At 66.6% G+C, this 12423-nt stretch carries 15 protein-coding genes; 2 read left to right on the top strand and 13 right to left on the bottom strand.

The genetic code is table 11. The features are described from left to right. From AB6806_RS21250 to AB6806_RS21275, 6 genes are all read right to left on the bottom strand, one after another. Positions 1–74: biotin carboxylase N-terminal domain-containing protein (locus AB6806_RS21250; RefSeq protein ID WP_370955583.1), on the bottom strand; the 74-nt coding region annotated here is incomplete at its 3' end. Positions 75–261: 187 nt separating this feature from the next. Further along, positions 262–708: a hypothetical protein gene (locus AB6806_RS21255; protein ID WP_142022599.1), complete on the bottom strand. Its 447-nt coding sequence runs from the start codon at positions 706–708 to the stop codon at positions 262–264. Positions 709–974: 266 nt separating this feature from the next. Then, on the bottom strand, positions 975–1652 hold the full coding sequence (locus tag AB6806_RS21260; RefSeq protein WP_142022598.1) for an HAD-IA family hydrolase: 678 nt from the start codon (positions 1650–1652) through the stop codon (positions 975–977). A gap of 73 nt (positions 1653–1725) precedes the next feature. Next, positions 1726–2220: a hypothetical protein gene (locus AB6806_RS21265; RefSeq protein WP_142022597.1), complete on the bottom strand. Its 495-nt coding sequence runs from the start codon at positions 2218–2220 to the stop codon at positions 1726–1728. A 92-nt stretch (positions 2221–2312) separates the two neighbouring features. Further along, a complete protein-coding gene (locus AB6806_RS21270; RefSeq protein WP_370955539.1) occupies positions 2313–3524 on the bottom strand; it encodes an RluA family pseudouridine synthase in 1212 nt (403 codons plus the stop codon). 129 nt (positions 3525–3653) lie between these two features. Continuing rightward, positions 3654–5240, bottom strand: a complete 1587-nt coding sequence (locus tag AB6806_RS21275; protein ID WP_142022596.1) for an ABC transporter substrate-binding protein — start codon at positions 5238–5240, stop codon at positions 3654–3656. Between the two features lie 53 nt (positions 5241–5293). Between AB6806_RS21275 and AB6806_RS21280 the strand changes: the two genes are divergently transcribed. Then, positions 5294–5749, top strand: coding sequence for a hypothetical protein (locus AB6806_RS21280; protein ID WP_142022595.1), 456 nt, complete (start codon positions 5294–5296; stop codon positions 5747–5749). Positions 5750–5927: 178 nt separating this feature from the next. On the opposite strand, the gene AB6806_RS21285 is transcribed toward AB6806_RS21280, so the two are convergent. The 3 genes from AB6806_RS21285 to AB6806_RS21295 form a co-directional block, all read right to left on the bottom strand. After that, the gene (locus tag AB6806_RS21285) at positions 5928–6107 is read right to left on the bottom strand and encodes a hypothetical protein (RefSeq protein ID WP_142022594.1); all 180 of its coding nucleotides are present in this window, start codon (positions 6105–6107) and stop codon (positions 5928–5930) included. 99 nt (positions 6108–6206) lie between these two features. Beyond that, the gene (locus tag AB6806_RS21290; protein WP_038365437.1) at positions 6207–7514 is read right to left on the bottom strand and encodes a replication-associated recombination protein A; all 1308 of its coding nucleotides are present in this window, start codon (positions 7512–7514) and stop codon (positions 6207–6209) included. Continuing rightward, positions 7511–8947, bottom strand: a complete 1437-nt coding sequence (locus tag AB6806_RS21295) for a Do family serine endopeptidase (protein ID WP_142022592.1) — start codon at positions 8945–8947, stop codon at positions 7511–7513. Before AB6806_RS21295 ends, AB6806_RS21290 begins: the two co-directional genes overlap by 4 nt. A 151-nt stretch (positions 8948–9098) precedes the next feature. Between AB6806_RS21295 and AB6806_RS21300 the strand changes: the two genes are divergently transcribed. Then, positions 9099–9518: a BLUF domain-containing protein gene (locus AB6806_RS21300; RefSeq protein ID WP_185747999.1), complete on the top strand. Its 420-nt coding sequence runs from the start codon at positions 9099–9101 to the stop codon at positions 9516–9518. Between the two features lie 146 nt (positions 9519–9664). Here the strand turns inward: AB6806_RS21300 and rplQ are convergent, their stop codons facing one another. The 4 genes from rplQ to rpsM all read right to left on the bottom strand — a co-directional run bounded on the left by rplQ (position 9665) and on the right by rpsM (position 12240). Next, positions 9665–10081, bottom strand: coding sequence for a 50S ribosomal protein L17 (gene rplQ / locus AB6806_RS21305; RefSeq protein ID WP_038365434.1), 417 nt, complete (start codon positions 10079–10081; stop codon positions 9665–9667). A 115-nt stretch (positions 10082–10196) separates the two neighbouring features. Continuing rightward, positions 10197–11213 carry a DNA-directed RNA polymerase subunit alpha gene (locus tag AB6806_RS21310; RefSeq protein WP_038365432.1) on the bottom strand — a complete coding sequence of 339 codons (1017 nt, stop codon included), beginning with the start codon at positions 11211–11213 and terminating at the stop codon, positions 10197–10199. Between the two features lie 92 nt (positions 11214–11305). Then, the gene (gene rpsK, locus AB6806_RS21315) at positions 11306–11695 is read right to left on the bottom strand and encodes a 30S ribosomal protein S11 (protein ID WP_038365430.1); all 390 of its coding nucleotides are present in this window, start codon (positions 11693–11695) and stop codon (positions 11306–11308) included. 176 nt (positions 11696–11871) lie between these two features. Beyond that, entirely contained in the window at positions 11872–12240 is a 369-nt protein-coding gene (gene rpsM, locus AB6806_RS21320) for a 30S ribosomal protein S13 (RefSeq protein ID WP_038365428.1), read from the bottom strand. Positions 12241–12423: the final 183 nt, after the last annotated feature.

A 12423-nucleotide genomic window follows, 5' to 3' on the forward strand; every position in this document is an offset into this window, starting at 1 on the left:
CCCATGCGTCGCGCCGTCTTGATGACGCGGCAGGCGATCTCGCCACGGTTCGCGATCAGGATCTTCGTGAACATGCGTGGCCACTCCCGGCTTCAGACCAGACTGCAATAGCCGGGGTGTATGGGACGCCGCAACCGGCGTCCACCGATGCGAAAGTCGGCTATGGCATTGAACCGATACCATAGCCGGAAAATCGATCGCCCCCGTATCCGGCCGGATGCGGGGGCGATCGATACAAATCCGATGTGCGAAGATGCGCAGTCAGCTCGCCAGCAGGACCCGATGGGCCGCGCCGGTGCTCTTGGCCATGTTCTTGGCGGCCCCCTTGGCGAAGGCGAAGGACAAAAGCAGCTCGTCGCAATGCTCCGCCTCGCGGACGATCTCGAAGGCGATGCGCTGGGCGGTCGCGGTCGGCCCCTCCCCGGCCGAGAGCGTCGTTGCCAGCCAATGTGCCTTGTCGCGGTCGATGACGCCGGTCGGGCGGTTTTCCCAGACGGCGAAGTCGACGGTGAGCGCGACCAGATAATCTGCAAAGGCTGCGCAGCTCTTCGCCACCGCCCGGTCGAGAGCGACCAGGACATCGATGATGTCGCGCGTCAGGACGATGTCGCTCAAGATTTCGCGCTGAAGCATCTTGACGTCTTGATCGTCGATCGCGCGATGATCCATCACGCGATCGACGAATTCACGAAGCTCATGTCCGATCATGTCTGAACCCCTGTCCGGCGTTGTTTTGTGCCGGTACGTTCCTGCTGTGGGAACACCATGCGCCGGGGTCGGGAAGCAGGTGGTTAACGCGAAAATCTGAACGATTATTCAGGTTAAACGAGGCTGAGTCGATGTGGTTGCGAGGATGTTACCAGCGGCCGCTGACATAGCGACCAGCGGACCATCCCGCCGGCCGAAACGCACGTCGTTCGAGCCGGGGCACTTTCAGCCCCGGTGAGGGAGCACCGCTCTCAAGCTCGCCTCTCTTACGCGACGGCGGCCTGCGCCAGGCCCAGCGCAGCGGGCAGTTCGGTGATCTCGCGCAAGGCATGTCTCGCCCCAAGCGCGACGAGGCTCTCGACCGGCTGGAACCCCCAGGAGACGGCGACGGGAACGACGCCAGCCGCCACCGCCATCTCGATATCGAAGGAGCTGTCGCCGACCATCGCGGTGCGCCCGGCCGCGGCGCCCGTCTCAGCCATGGCATTCAGGATCATGCCGGGATGGGGCTTCGAGGGCGCATCGTCGGCCGACTGGACGGTATCGAACAGACCCTGCCAGCCATGACGCTCGACGATGAACTCGGCGCCCTTGCGTGATTTGCCCGTGGCGATGCCGAGCTTGAGGCCCGGCACGGACCTGAGCCGCACCAGTGTTTCCGCGACGCCGGGAAACAGCGGCTCGTCCAGCGACGGATCGGTCTGCGCCTGCAGGCGCATGGCGCCGAAGACCTCGCGATAGGTCAGCGTCAGCACATCGTCCGGCTTGTCGATCCCGGCGAGGCGCGCCAGCGCGATGTCCAGCGTCAATCCGACGATCCCAAGCCCCGCCTCACGGCCGGGATGCGCCCGGCCGCAACGCTCGAAGGTCTCGTATTGCGCACCGAGGATGATCGCCTCGGAATTGATCAGCGTGCCGTCGAGATCGAAGATGATGAGATCCATGCCGGCGCTTTAGCGCGGATCGCGACGCCGAGCTATGGCCTGCGGCTCATGGCGCCATCCCGCCGGAAGTCCCTCAGCCCCTGGCTTCGCGGGCGCAGGCGTCGATCGCCTTGCGCAGATCGGCCCCGTCGAGCCCCTTGGCGCGCGCCTCCTTGCGGCATTCGGCCCGCTGCGCGAGGTCGGGGCGCTTGGCGTTGAAGCAGGCGGTCAGCGCCGCGATCCGCTCCGAACCTGCCAGCTTGCGCGCATCGACCTCGTCCTTGCAGGCGGCTCGGGCCGCGACCGCGGTCGGCTTGCCGTCCCGCGTCACGCCGTCCTGCGCATAGAGCTGCACGCCCGGAAACTTGCCCTGCATGCACAGCCGCATCGCCGCGCGCAGATCATCTCCCGACAGCGCGACGTTCTCGGCAACGCAATCCTGCCGCGCCCTGGCGCGCTCGGCCCGTGGCACGGGCTCGTCCGAAGATGCCGCGACGGCCGGCGCCGCAGGTTTCATCGGCGCGGTCTGGGCCTGCGCGGCAGCCGAAAGGCCCAGAGCGATAGCGGAAACGATCACGATCAAACGCATGGACAAGCCCCCTTCCCCAAAAGAGAACATAATTAGAACAGAAATCGATCCGTTCCGCAACTGTTCTCCTCCCTTTCCGGGAAAGGAGTGCCCTATTCGTCCGGGGCCTCGACGATCGGATCGTAGGGCGCGTCATCGAAGCCGAGCAGGTTCCAGCTCTGGCGCATATGCGGCGGCAGCGGCGCGCTGACGTCGATCGTGCCCTTGCCGCGCGGATGCGGCAACACGATCCGCCGCGCCAGCAGATGCAGCTTGTTCTGGATGCCGCCGGGCAGTTCCCAGTTCTGGATGTTGAAATATTTCGGATCGCCGACGATGGGATGGCCGATATGGGCGGCATGGGCGCGCAGCTGGTGGGTGCGGCCGGTCACCGGTTTCAGCGACAGCCAGCCGAGCTTCTGCGCCGCCGTCTCGACGATGGCGTAATAGGTCACGGCATGCATCGCGCCGTCCTCGCCATGCTTGGCGACAGCCATCCGCTGGTCGCCGTCATAGGCCTCCTCGCGGGCCAGATAGGTCGAGATGCGGCCCTGCTTGACGCGCGGCACGCCCGCCACCAGCGCCCAGTAGACCTTGCGGGCCGAGCGCGACCGGAAGGTCTTGGCGAGCGTCGCGGCGGCGAAGCGCGACTTGGCGATGACGAGGCAGCCGGCCGTGTCCTTGTCGAGCCGGTGCACGAGGCGTGGCTTCTGGCCGTCCTTGTCGGTCAGGGCGGCGAGCATGCCGTCGACATGCCGCGTCGTGCCCGAGCCGCCCTGCACGGCGAGCCCCGCCGGCTTGTTGAGGACCATGACGTCGTCGTCCTCATAGAGCGTGATCGAATGCAGGAAGCCGATCGTGTCGGCATCGGCCTTAGCCGAGCGCGGGCGCTCCGCCTGCTGCTCCAGCTTGAGCGGCGGAATCCGCACGGTCTGGCCTTCGCTGAGCCGGTCCTTGCTGTCGGCACGCTTGCCGTCGACGCGCAGCTCGCCCTTGCGGACGATGCGCTGGATATGGCTGAAGGAGAGTTGCGGGAAGCGCGTCTCGAGGAAGCGGTCGATCCGCATCTCGTTCTCGTCCGGCGTCACCACGAGTTGCTGGACGCCGGTGGAGAGAACCTGGGCCGTCTCGGCCTTCACCTCGGCGCGCGTGCGCTTCGGCGCCTCGGGTTTCGCAGCCGGGCGCGATGCCCGCGCCATGGGCTCGCCGCCCTCCGCCTTCGGTCGGGCAGCGACGCGACGGCGCGCGTCATGACTGGGGCGCTTGCCTTTCGCGGGGCCAGCGCCGGGCCTGCCGCCCCTGGCTCCCTTGCCACCGGATTTCATGAACGGCCTCCGGAGCGGCACCGGCCGCAGCTTTGAAGAATGTGCTGTTGCATGGGTGAGCAATAGCCAGCGCCACGAGCCGGCACAAACAAATTCCGGAGCGGACAGGGGCTCGGCGGTCCCGGCGGCTCACCCCTTCCTGATATTGGTGAAAACCGGCACGCCGTTCAGCATGCCCGTAATGCCCTTTCGATAGGCAACCGGCTGGAAATATTGCCCGGCCGGAACGTAGGGCACGTCCTGCATCGCCTGGAGCTGAATTTTCTCCGCGATCGCCTTCTGCCCGGCGAGATCGGGCGTCTCGAGCCATTGCGCGCGCAAGGCTTCGATCTCGGGGCTGGTGGGCCAGCCGGGGCCTGCCTTGACGCCGTTGCCGCGCAGCGGCGAGTTGGTCGCGGGTGAGCCGAGATCGAGCCCCGACCAATAGGTGACGTAGCAACTCCAGCCGCCCGCCTCGACGGGATCGCGCTTGGTGATGCGCTGCAGGACGGTGCCCCAATCGGCCGCGACGAAATCGACATTGGCGCCGATCCGCCGCAGCATGTCGGCGGCGACCTCCGCCACCTGCGAGATGCGCGGCACGTCCTGCCCGGACAGGAAGACGATGCGCTCGCCCTTGTAGCCCGCTTCGGAAAGCTCGCGCTTCAGCGCCGCATGGTCCTTCGCCGCGCCCAGCGCGCCGATACCGGCGTCGGACGCCATCGGCGAGCCCGAGGGAAAGAAGCCCATCGTCGCGCGCTTCACCGCGGGGTCGCCGCCACAGACGGCATCCATGCAGGCTTCCTGATCCAGCGCCTTCAGGATCACCCGCCGGATCGCAGGGTTGTTGAAAGGCGGCTGGAGATGGTTGAGCCGGATCTGCCCGGCCATGCCCGTCGGGTCCTTGACCTCGACGACGATGTTCGGGTCCTTGCGCAGGATCGGCAACATGTCGATCAAGGGCTGCTCGACCCAGTCGATCTCACCGGCCTGCAGGGCGCTGATCGCCGTCGCCGGGTCGGGCATGACGACGAACTCGACGCGGTCGAGATAGGCGATGCGCGGCCCGGCGGTGAAGCTCGGCTTGCCGTCCGCACGGGGCACATAGCCCTCATGGCGCGCATAGACGTGCCGGGCGCCGGGCACGCGCTCTTCCTTCACATAGCGGAACGGTCCGGAGCCGATCGCCTCGGGGATCTGCTTGAACGGATCGGTTTGCGCCAGATATTCGGGCATGATCGCGGCGACGAGAGCACTCGGCCGCGCCAATGCCGCAGGCAGATTCGGGAATGGCCTGTTCAGCCGAAACACGATGGTGCGGTCGTCGGGCGCCGAGATCTCGTCGGTCGCCGCCATCAGCGACTGGCCGAAGGCGTCGCGTGCGCCCCAGCGCTTGATCGACGCGACCGCGTCGCGCGCCAGGACCTTGCTGCCGTCATGGAAGACGAGGCCGGGCCTCAGCGTCAGCGTCCAGCGTTTGCCGTCTTCCGCAACGACATGTCCCTCGACCATCTGCGGCTGCGGTTGCAGCGTCTCGTCGAGGCCATAGAGCGTGTCCCAGACCAGCAGCGCATGGGTGCGGGTCGAATAACCCGTCGTCCAGATCGGGTCGATGATCGCGACATCCGAATAGGGCACGAAGCGCAGGGTCTTCGCGCCTTGGGCGCGCGCCAGTCGCGGCATCGGCAGCAAGGCCGTCGCAGCAGCCGAACCCTTGAGAAACCGGCGTCTGTCCATCTTGTTCTCCCCCTCGCGATGATCGTGGCGTCACCGCAGATCGCCAGCAAGAGATGCGCCAGAGACGATCGGCGCCTAAACAAATTCCGCCGCAATCGCCCGCTCTGTTCCGCGCCTTGGCGAAGCAGGTCGGCCGACCGACACACGGGAAGACGGATATGGCAACGAACGGGGTTTTGCGGGTGTGGCTCGGCTTCGCCTTCGCATCGGCCGTCACCATGGCCGGCTCTGCCGCAGAGGCCCAGCAAGGCCGGGCGCCGGACTGGCCGACCGAAAAATGCAATCGCTACAGAACGGCTTACGAGCAGGCCTTGAATCGACAAGGCAAGTCCGGGCTGAGCCCGGATTTCCTCGCCAGCCACGATGCTTTCCTCGCAGCAAACTGCCAGGCCCGCGCCGAGGTCTGCGCGCGCAGCAAGGAGGAAGTGGCTCTCGCCAACACGCTGACGCTGATGGCGATGAATCGGGGCATGTCCGGCACGTTCCTGCCGTTCTATTGCCGGAGCTGATTTCTTTGGAGCCTGTTTGGAGATGTGAGCCCTCATCCTGAAGAGCGCCGCAGGCGCGTCTCGAAGGATGCTTCAGATGTCTCCGGAGCCTGCTGGATCATCCTCCGAGACGCCCTTCCCTCCGGAATGGCTCCTCAGGATGAGGGCTTGGGGCGTATCCAAACAGGCCCGCGCGCCTTCAGCGCTTCAGACGCGCCCGCAGCAGCGGCAGGACATAGAGCTCGAAGGCAATGGTGAGGACGATGAAGACCAGCGCGATCGCGAAGGCGACGATCCAGTAGGAGACGTCCTCCCGCGAGACGAACCAGCCCGCGATCACCGAGGGAACGAAAAGCAGCAGGCGTGCCAGCAGAACCATCGTCGAGATCCGTCGGATGCCATCCGCAGAAGCGGCGGATGACCTCATCTGGATCAGGTGGCCGTGAAAGACAAGCGACCGCCGCCTCGATGCCTCGCTCTAACTGCCCCGCTCCTGACGCCGCTTCTCCCAGTATTCCAGCCGCTTGCGGATTTCGCGCTCGAAGCCGCGCTCCGGCGGGTCGTAGAAATGCTGGCGGCCGAGCGCGTCGGGCCAGTAGTTCTGTCCCGAGAAGGCGTCCGGCTGGTCGTGGTCATAGGCGTAATCGGCGCCGTAGCCCTCCTCACGCATCAGCCGGGTCGGCGCGTTGAGGATGGTTTTCGGCGGCATCAGCGATCCCCGCTCCTTCGCCACCCGCACCGCCGCCTTGTAGGCGGTGTAGGCGGCGTTCGATTTCGGCGCCGTGGCGAGATAGATCACGCAATTGGCCAGCGCGAGCTCGCCTTCCGGCGTGCCGAGCTGCTCGTAGGTTTCGGCAGCCGCCCGCGCATGGAGGAGCGCCTGCGGATCGGCAAGCCCGATATCCTCCACCGCCATCCGGACCAGACGACGCGCCAGGAAGCGCGGATCCTCACCGGCATCGAGCATACGGGCGAAATAATACAGCGCCGCATCGGGATCGGAGCCGCGGATCGTCTTGTGCAGGGCCGAGATCAGGTTGTAGTGGCCGTCCTGCGCCTTGTCGTAGATCGGCGCGCGGCGCTGGATCACCTCCGACAGCCCATGCTCGTCGAGGATTTCGCCGGGCTTCGCCGCCCGCCAGATCTCCTCCGCCAGGGTCAGCACGGCGCGCCCGTCGCCATCGGCGAAACGGGCCAGTGCCAGCCGCGCCTCCGGCGTCAGCGGCAGCTCCCGGTTCTCCAGCACCTCGGCGCGGCCGAGCAGGAAGAGCAGCGAACCCTCGTCGAGCGCCTTGAAGGTCAGGACGCGCGCCCGCGACAGCAAGGCCGCGTTGAGCGCGAAGGACGGGTTCTCGGTCGTCGCGCCGATCAGCGTGATCGTTCCGTCCTCCATCACCGGCAGGAAGGCGTCGAGCTGGGCGCGGTTGAAGCGATGAATCTCGTCGACGAAGAGCAGCGTGCCCTTGCCGCCGAGCCGCCGGCCGCGTGCCGCCTCGAACACCCTCTTCAGGTCGGCGACCCCTGAGAAGATCGCGCTGATCTGCTCGAAGCCGAGATCGACGAGGCCGGCGAGCAGCCGCGCCACCGTGGTCTTGCCGGTGCCGGGCGGCCCCCAGAAGATCAGGCTGCCGACCGTGCCGGAGGCGACGAGCCGCGTCAGCGCGCCGTCAGGGCCGGTGAGATGCTCCTGCCCGGCCACCTCGGCGAGCGTGGTCGGCCGCAGGCGGTCGGCGAGCGGGCGCGGCCCCGCCTTGTCGAGGCCGGAGGCCGAGAAGAGGTCGCTCACCCGGGGAAGACCGAGGTGATCGTCTGGCCCTTGCGCGAGATCGTCACCTCCCAGGCGCGCCGGCGATCCTTGAGGATGGTCTCGACGTCGCGCGAGGTCGCCATCCGCTCGCCGTTGAGCGCCATGATGATGTCGCCCTTCTGGAAGCCGATATTGGCGCCCGCGCTGCCCTCCTCGACCTCGCCGACGACGACGCCCTCATTCGCGGTTTCCATCGAGAGCTCTTCTGCGACGGCCGGCGAAAGATTCATCACCGTCAGCCCCGCCAGCGGCGAGCGGCTGGTGAGCTTGACCGCGTCGCGCGGGCGGCTTTCCGGCGCCGCCACGAGCTTGACCGGAATCGAGATCCGGTTGCCGCCGCGCAGCACGGTCAGCATGGTCGTGCCGCCGATCGGCCGTGTCGCGAAGCGGTAGCCGAACGCCTCGGGATCGTCGACCGCGGCCCCGTCGACGGAGAGAATGACGTCGGAGCGGCGCAGGCCCGCCAGGTCCGCCGGCCCCTTCTCCACCACGCTGGCCACGACGGAGCCCGCCGGCCGGTCGAGGCCGAGGCCGTCGGCGACATCGGTCGTCAGCGCCTGCAGGCGCGCGCCGAACCACGGGCGCTTGACCGTGGTGGCACCGGCCTTGGCGCTATCGACGACGAGGCGGACCATCGCGGAAGGAATGGCGAAGCCGATGCCGACGCTGCCGCCCGAGCGCGAATAGATCGCCGTGTTGATGCCGACCACCCGGCCCTTCATGTCGATCAGCGCGCCACCGGAATTGCCCGGATTGATCGCCGCATCGGTCTGGATGAAGGACTGGGCATCGCCGACGCCGATCTGCGTGCGCGCGAGCGCCGAGACGATGCCTTGCGTCACGGTCTGGCCGACGCCGAAGGGATTGCCCATGGCGAGCACGATGTCGCCGACCTGCAGTTCATCGGTATCGGCCAGCTCGATCGCGGCGAGGTTCCTGGTATCCGCGACCTTGAGCACGGCAAGGTCGGTGCGCGCGTCGCGCAGCAGGATCTTGGCCTCGACCTCGCGCTTGTCGGCGAAGGCGACCTTGACCTCGCTCATGTTCTCGATGACGTGGTTGTTCGTCACCACGAGCCCGGCCTGCGCATCGACGATGACACCGGAGCCGAGCGAGCGCTGCACCTGCTCGCGCGGCACGCCGAAGCCGCCATCGCCGAAGAAGCGGCGGAAGAACGGATCGTCCATGAACGGGTTCTGCGGCCGCTTCTCGACGCGGGCGCCATAGACGTTGACCACGGAGGCGGCGGTTCGCTTCACCAGCGGTGCGAAGGAGAGCGTGATCTGCTCGCGCGCCTCGGGCACCTGCCGCGCCTGGCCGAGCGCCGGCCAGGGCGAGACGGCGGCACCCAGCGCACATGCGAACACGGCGGCGGCCAGCCTCCTGCGATGTCCTGAGAAGCGTTCGATCATGCTGTCCTCGTCGTAAAACAAAAGCCGCCTGCCAAAATCGGAGTTGCAGCGGCCAGCCGGGCATCCTTCATTATACCCGTCTCGACGCTCGCAGTTCCTCACCGACATGTCGTGCAACTCATGCGGCTTCGCAAGCCACCAGGGAAAACTCATGAGCCTGATCCGGCTTGTTTATGCCAGCCACAGCCTGCTCGACGATTCAAACCGACGCGAGGAACTGGGCGGAATTCTGTCGAGCGCTCGCCGCTTCAACGAAGCAAACGACATCACCGGCTTCCTGCTCGCCACGCGCGGCGCCTTCGCGCAGGTGCTGGAAGGCGAGGCTGTTCGCCTCAGTGAAACCTATGCCCGGATCGAAGCGGACCCGCGCCATACTGGCCTGCAGGTTCTCTCTCGAGCGCCCGTCGCGGAACGTCTTTTCGCCGGCTGGACGATGGGCGTGGCCGAGCATGACGAGACCACGCAGTTCATCTTCGGGCTCTATGGCGTGACGCCGGAAACCGATCTGCCGACCCAGCCTGTCGACGCGCTGCTCGACCTCGCCGGGGAGCTGGCGCGGCGGCCGGACTGAGAGCCAGCACCCCGGCGGCCGGCTTTCCAAGCCTCTCTGTCTCAGAGACCGCAGCAAGCTCCCACGGCTCGCGCACCAGAACGAAGTCCGGCGAATAAAAAAGGGCGGCCCGAAGACCGCCCCTTTCAAATCGGTGATTCGGCCGATCAGGCCGCTTCGTCTTCAGCCGTGAACACCGGACCGGAGTCCTTGCCCTTGGCCTCGACGTCGCGGTCGACGAACTCGATGATCGCGAGCGGGGCGTTGTCGCCGAAGCGGAAGCCCGCCTTCATGATGCGCAGATAGCCGCCATTGCGCTCCTTGTAGCGCGGGCCGAGTACCGCGAAGAGCTTGCCGACCAGCGCGATGTCCTTGATCTGGGCGATCGCCTGACGACGAGCATGCAGGTCGCCGCGCTTGCCGAGCGTGATCAGCTTCTCGACGACCGGACGCAGATCCTTCGCCTTCGGCAGGGTGGTGGTGATCTGCTCGTGCTTGATCAGGGCCTGGGCCATATTGGCGAACATCGCCTGGCGATGCTCGGCCGTGCGGTTGAAACGGCGACCGCGAAATCCGTGACGCATTGTTTGGCTCCTTCGTTGCTTACGGCCGCCGTGCCACGGTACGGCCGTTCGTTATGCTCCGGCTGGGAATAGCCGGGCGGGGTTGGCGCGGGATGCCTCCCGCGCCGGTTGAAACTCAGTAGTGCTCTTCGAAGCGCTTGGCGAGCTCTTCGATGTTCTCCGGCGGCCAGCCCTGGACGTCCATGCCCAGGTGCAGGCCCATGGTCGCCAGCACTTCCTTGATCTCGTTCAGCGACTTGCGACCGAAGTTCGGGGTGCGCAGCATCTCGCCCTCCGACTTCTGGATGAGATCGCCGATATAGACGATGTTGTCGTTCTTGAGGCAGTTGGCCGAACGCACCGAAAGCTCGAGCTCGTCGACCTTCTTGAGCAGCGCCGGGTTGAAGGGCAGCTGCGGCGCGGTCGAGACGGCCTCTTCCTTGCGCGGCTCCTCGAAGGTGATGAAGACGGCGAGCTGATCCTGCAGGATGCGGGCGGCGAGCGCCAGCGCGTCCTCGGGGCTGACCGAGCCGTTGGTCTCGATCGCCAGCGTCAGCGAATCCTTGTCGAGGTTCTGGCCCTCGCGGGTGTTCTCGACGCGGTAGGAGACCTTCTTGACCGGCGAGTACAGGCTGTCGACCGGGATCAGGCCGATCGGCGCGTCCTCGGGGCGATTCTGCTCGGCCGGGACATAGCCCTTGCCGGTGTTGACCGTGAACTCCATGCGGATCTCGGCGCCCTCGTCGAGGGTGCAGAGCACGAGCTCGGGGTTGAGGATCGAGACGTCGCCGATGGTGTTGATGTCACCGGCGGTGACGGTGCCCGGGCCCGACTTGCGCAGGGTCATGCGCTTGGGACCCTCGCCCTGCATCTTGATGGCGATGGCCTTGATGTTCAGGACGATGTCGGTGACGTCCTCGCGGACGCCCGGAATCGAAGAGAACTCGTGCAGAACGCCGTCGATCTGGACGGCGGTCACCGCCGCGCCCTGGAGCGACGACAGCAGCACGCGACGGAGCGCATTGCCGAGCGTCATGCCGAAGCCGCGCTCGAGCGGACGCGCGATCACGGTGGCCTGACGCTTCGGGTCGTCTCCGACCTTCACTTCGAGCTTGTTCGGCTTGGAAAGATCCTGCCAGTTCTTGCTGATCACGACCGCACTCCTGGTGCTGAATTCATCTGGCGGCCACCGCCGCCCCGGACAGGCGCCCGCCCCTGCGGGCGCCTCTTGCAATGGACTTCGCGTCAGACGCGACGGCGCTTGCGCGGCCGGCAGCCATTGTGCGGGATCGGAGTCACGTCGCGGATCGAGGTCACGGTGAAGCCCGCGGCCTGCAGCGCGCGCAGCGCCGACTCACGGCCCGAACCCGGACCCGTCACCTCGACCTCGAGGGTGCGCATGCCATGCTCGGCAGCCTTGCGGGCGGCGTCCTCGGCCGCGACCTGCGCAGCATAGGGGGTCGACTTCCGCGAACCCTTGAAGCCCATCGTGCCGGCCGACGACCACGAGATCGTGTTGCCCTGCGCGTCGGTGATGGTGATCATGGTGTTGTTGAACGAGGCGTTCACATGCGCGACGCCGGAGACGATGTTCTTGCGTTCGCGACGACGGACGCGGGTGGCTTCCTTGGCCATGGTTCTCTTTCTTTCATCCTTCAGGCGCGCCCGTCATTCCAGGCGCTGGGGAGAGGTCTTCCCGCCGTCATGCCCGGATTTGATCCGGGCATCTCTGGCAGGAGAAGGCGCCAAAGGCGCCCTCGTCACACGATCCTCGGAGCAAGCCCGAGGACGACGTTCGGCTCAGCCGAACATCACTTCTTCTTGCCGGCGATCGGCTTCGCCTTGCCCTTGCGGGTACGGGCGTTGGTATGCGTGCGCTGGCCGCGGACCGGCAGCGAGCGGCGATGGCGCAGGCCGCGGTAGCAGCCGAGGTCCATCAGGCGCTTGATGTTCATCGAGACTTCGCGGCGCAGATCGCCCTCGACGAGGTAGTCGCGATCGATCGCCTCGCGGATCTGAAGCACTTCGGCGTCGGTCAGCTGGTTGACGCGACGCTCGTCGGCGATGCCGACCTTCGCGCAGATTTCCTTGGCCTTGGCGGCGCCGATGCCGTGGATGTACTGCAAGCCGATGACGACGCGCTTGCCGGTGGGAATGTTAACGCCCGCGATACGAGCCATGGTCTCTTCTCCATGTCTGCCGGGAACCCGATGGCCCCGCGGCCTGTGAAAGAAGCCCCGCGTCCGGTGGAGGCCGGCCCATGCAGGACGTTGAACGGTTCCACGCGAGAATGCGACGTCGCCCCTTCTCGCGAAGGTAACGGCATCGCTCTCATGAAACCGGATGGCGGGTCGTTAGCGACT

Origin of the sequence: Allobosea sp. RCC_152_1, assembly GCF_041360765.1 — a bacterium.
Lineage (GTDB): Bacteria > Pseudomonadota > Alphaproteobacteria > Rhizobiales > Beijerinckiaceae > Allobosea > Allobosea spartocytisi.

Coding starts and splice junctions, on each gene's coding strand:
- AB6806_RS21260 (WP_142022598.1), bottom strand. CDS start 1,652: ATGGATCTCATCATCTTCGATCTCGACGGCACGCTGATCAATTCCGAG.
- AB6806_RS21255 (WP_142022599.1), bottom strand. CDS start 708: ATGATCGGACATGAGCTTCGTGAATTCGTCGATCGCGTGATGGATCAT.
- AB6806_RS21265 (WP_142022597.1), bottom strand. CDS start 2,220: ATGCGTTTGATCGTGATCGTTTCCGCTATCGCTCTGGGCCTTTCGGCT.
- rpsM (WP_038365428.1), bottom strand. CDS start 12,240: ATGGCTCGTATCGCGGGCGTTAACATTCCCACCGGCAAGCGCGTCGTC.
- rpsK (WP_038365430.1), bottom strand. CDS start 11,695: ATGGCCAAGGAAGCCACCCGCGTCCGTCGTCGCGAACGCAAGAACATC.
- AB6806_RS21295 (WP_142022592.1), bottom strand. CDS start 8,947: ATGATCGAACGCTTCTCAGGACATCGCAGGAGGCTGGCCGCCGCCGTG.
- rplQ (WP_038365434.1), bottom strand. CDS start 10,081: ATGCGTCACGGATTTCGCGGTCGCCGTTTCAACCGCACGGCCGAGCAT.
- AB6806_RS21280 (WP_142022595.1), top strand. CDS start 5,294: ATGCGCCAGAGACGATCGGCGCCTAAACAAATTCCGCCGCAATCGCCC.
- AB6806_RS21270 (WP_370955539.1), bottom strand. CDS start 3,524: ATGAAATCCGGTGGCAAGGGAGCCAGGGGCGGCAGGCCCGGCGCTGGC.
- AB6806_RS21300 (WP_185747999.1), top strand. CDS start 9,099: ATGAGCCTGATCCGGCTTGTTTATGCCAGCCACAGCCTGCTCGACGAT.
- AB6806_RS21275 (WP_142022596.1), bottom strand. CDS start 5,240: ATGGACAGACGCCGGTTTCTCAAGGGTTCGGCTGCTGCGACGGCCTTG.
- AB6806_RS21285 (WP_142022594.1), bottom strand. CDS start 6,107: ATGGTTCTGCTGGCACGCCTGCTGCTTTTCGTTCCCTCGGTGATCGCG.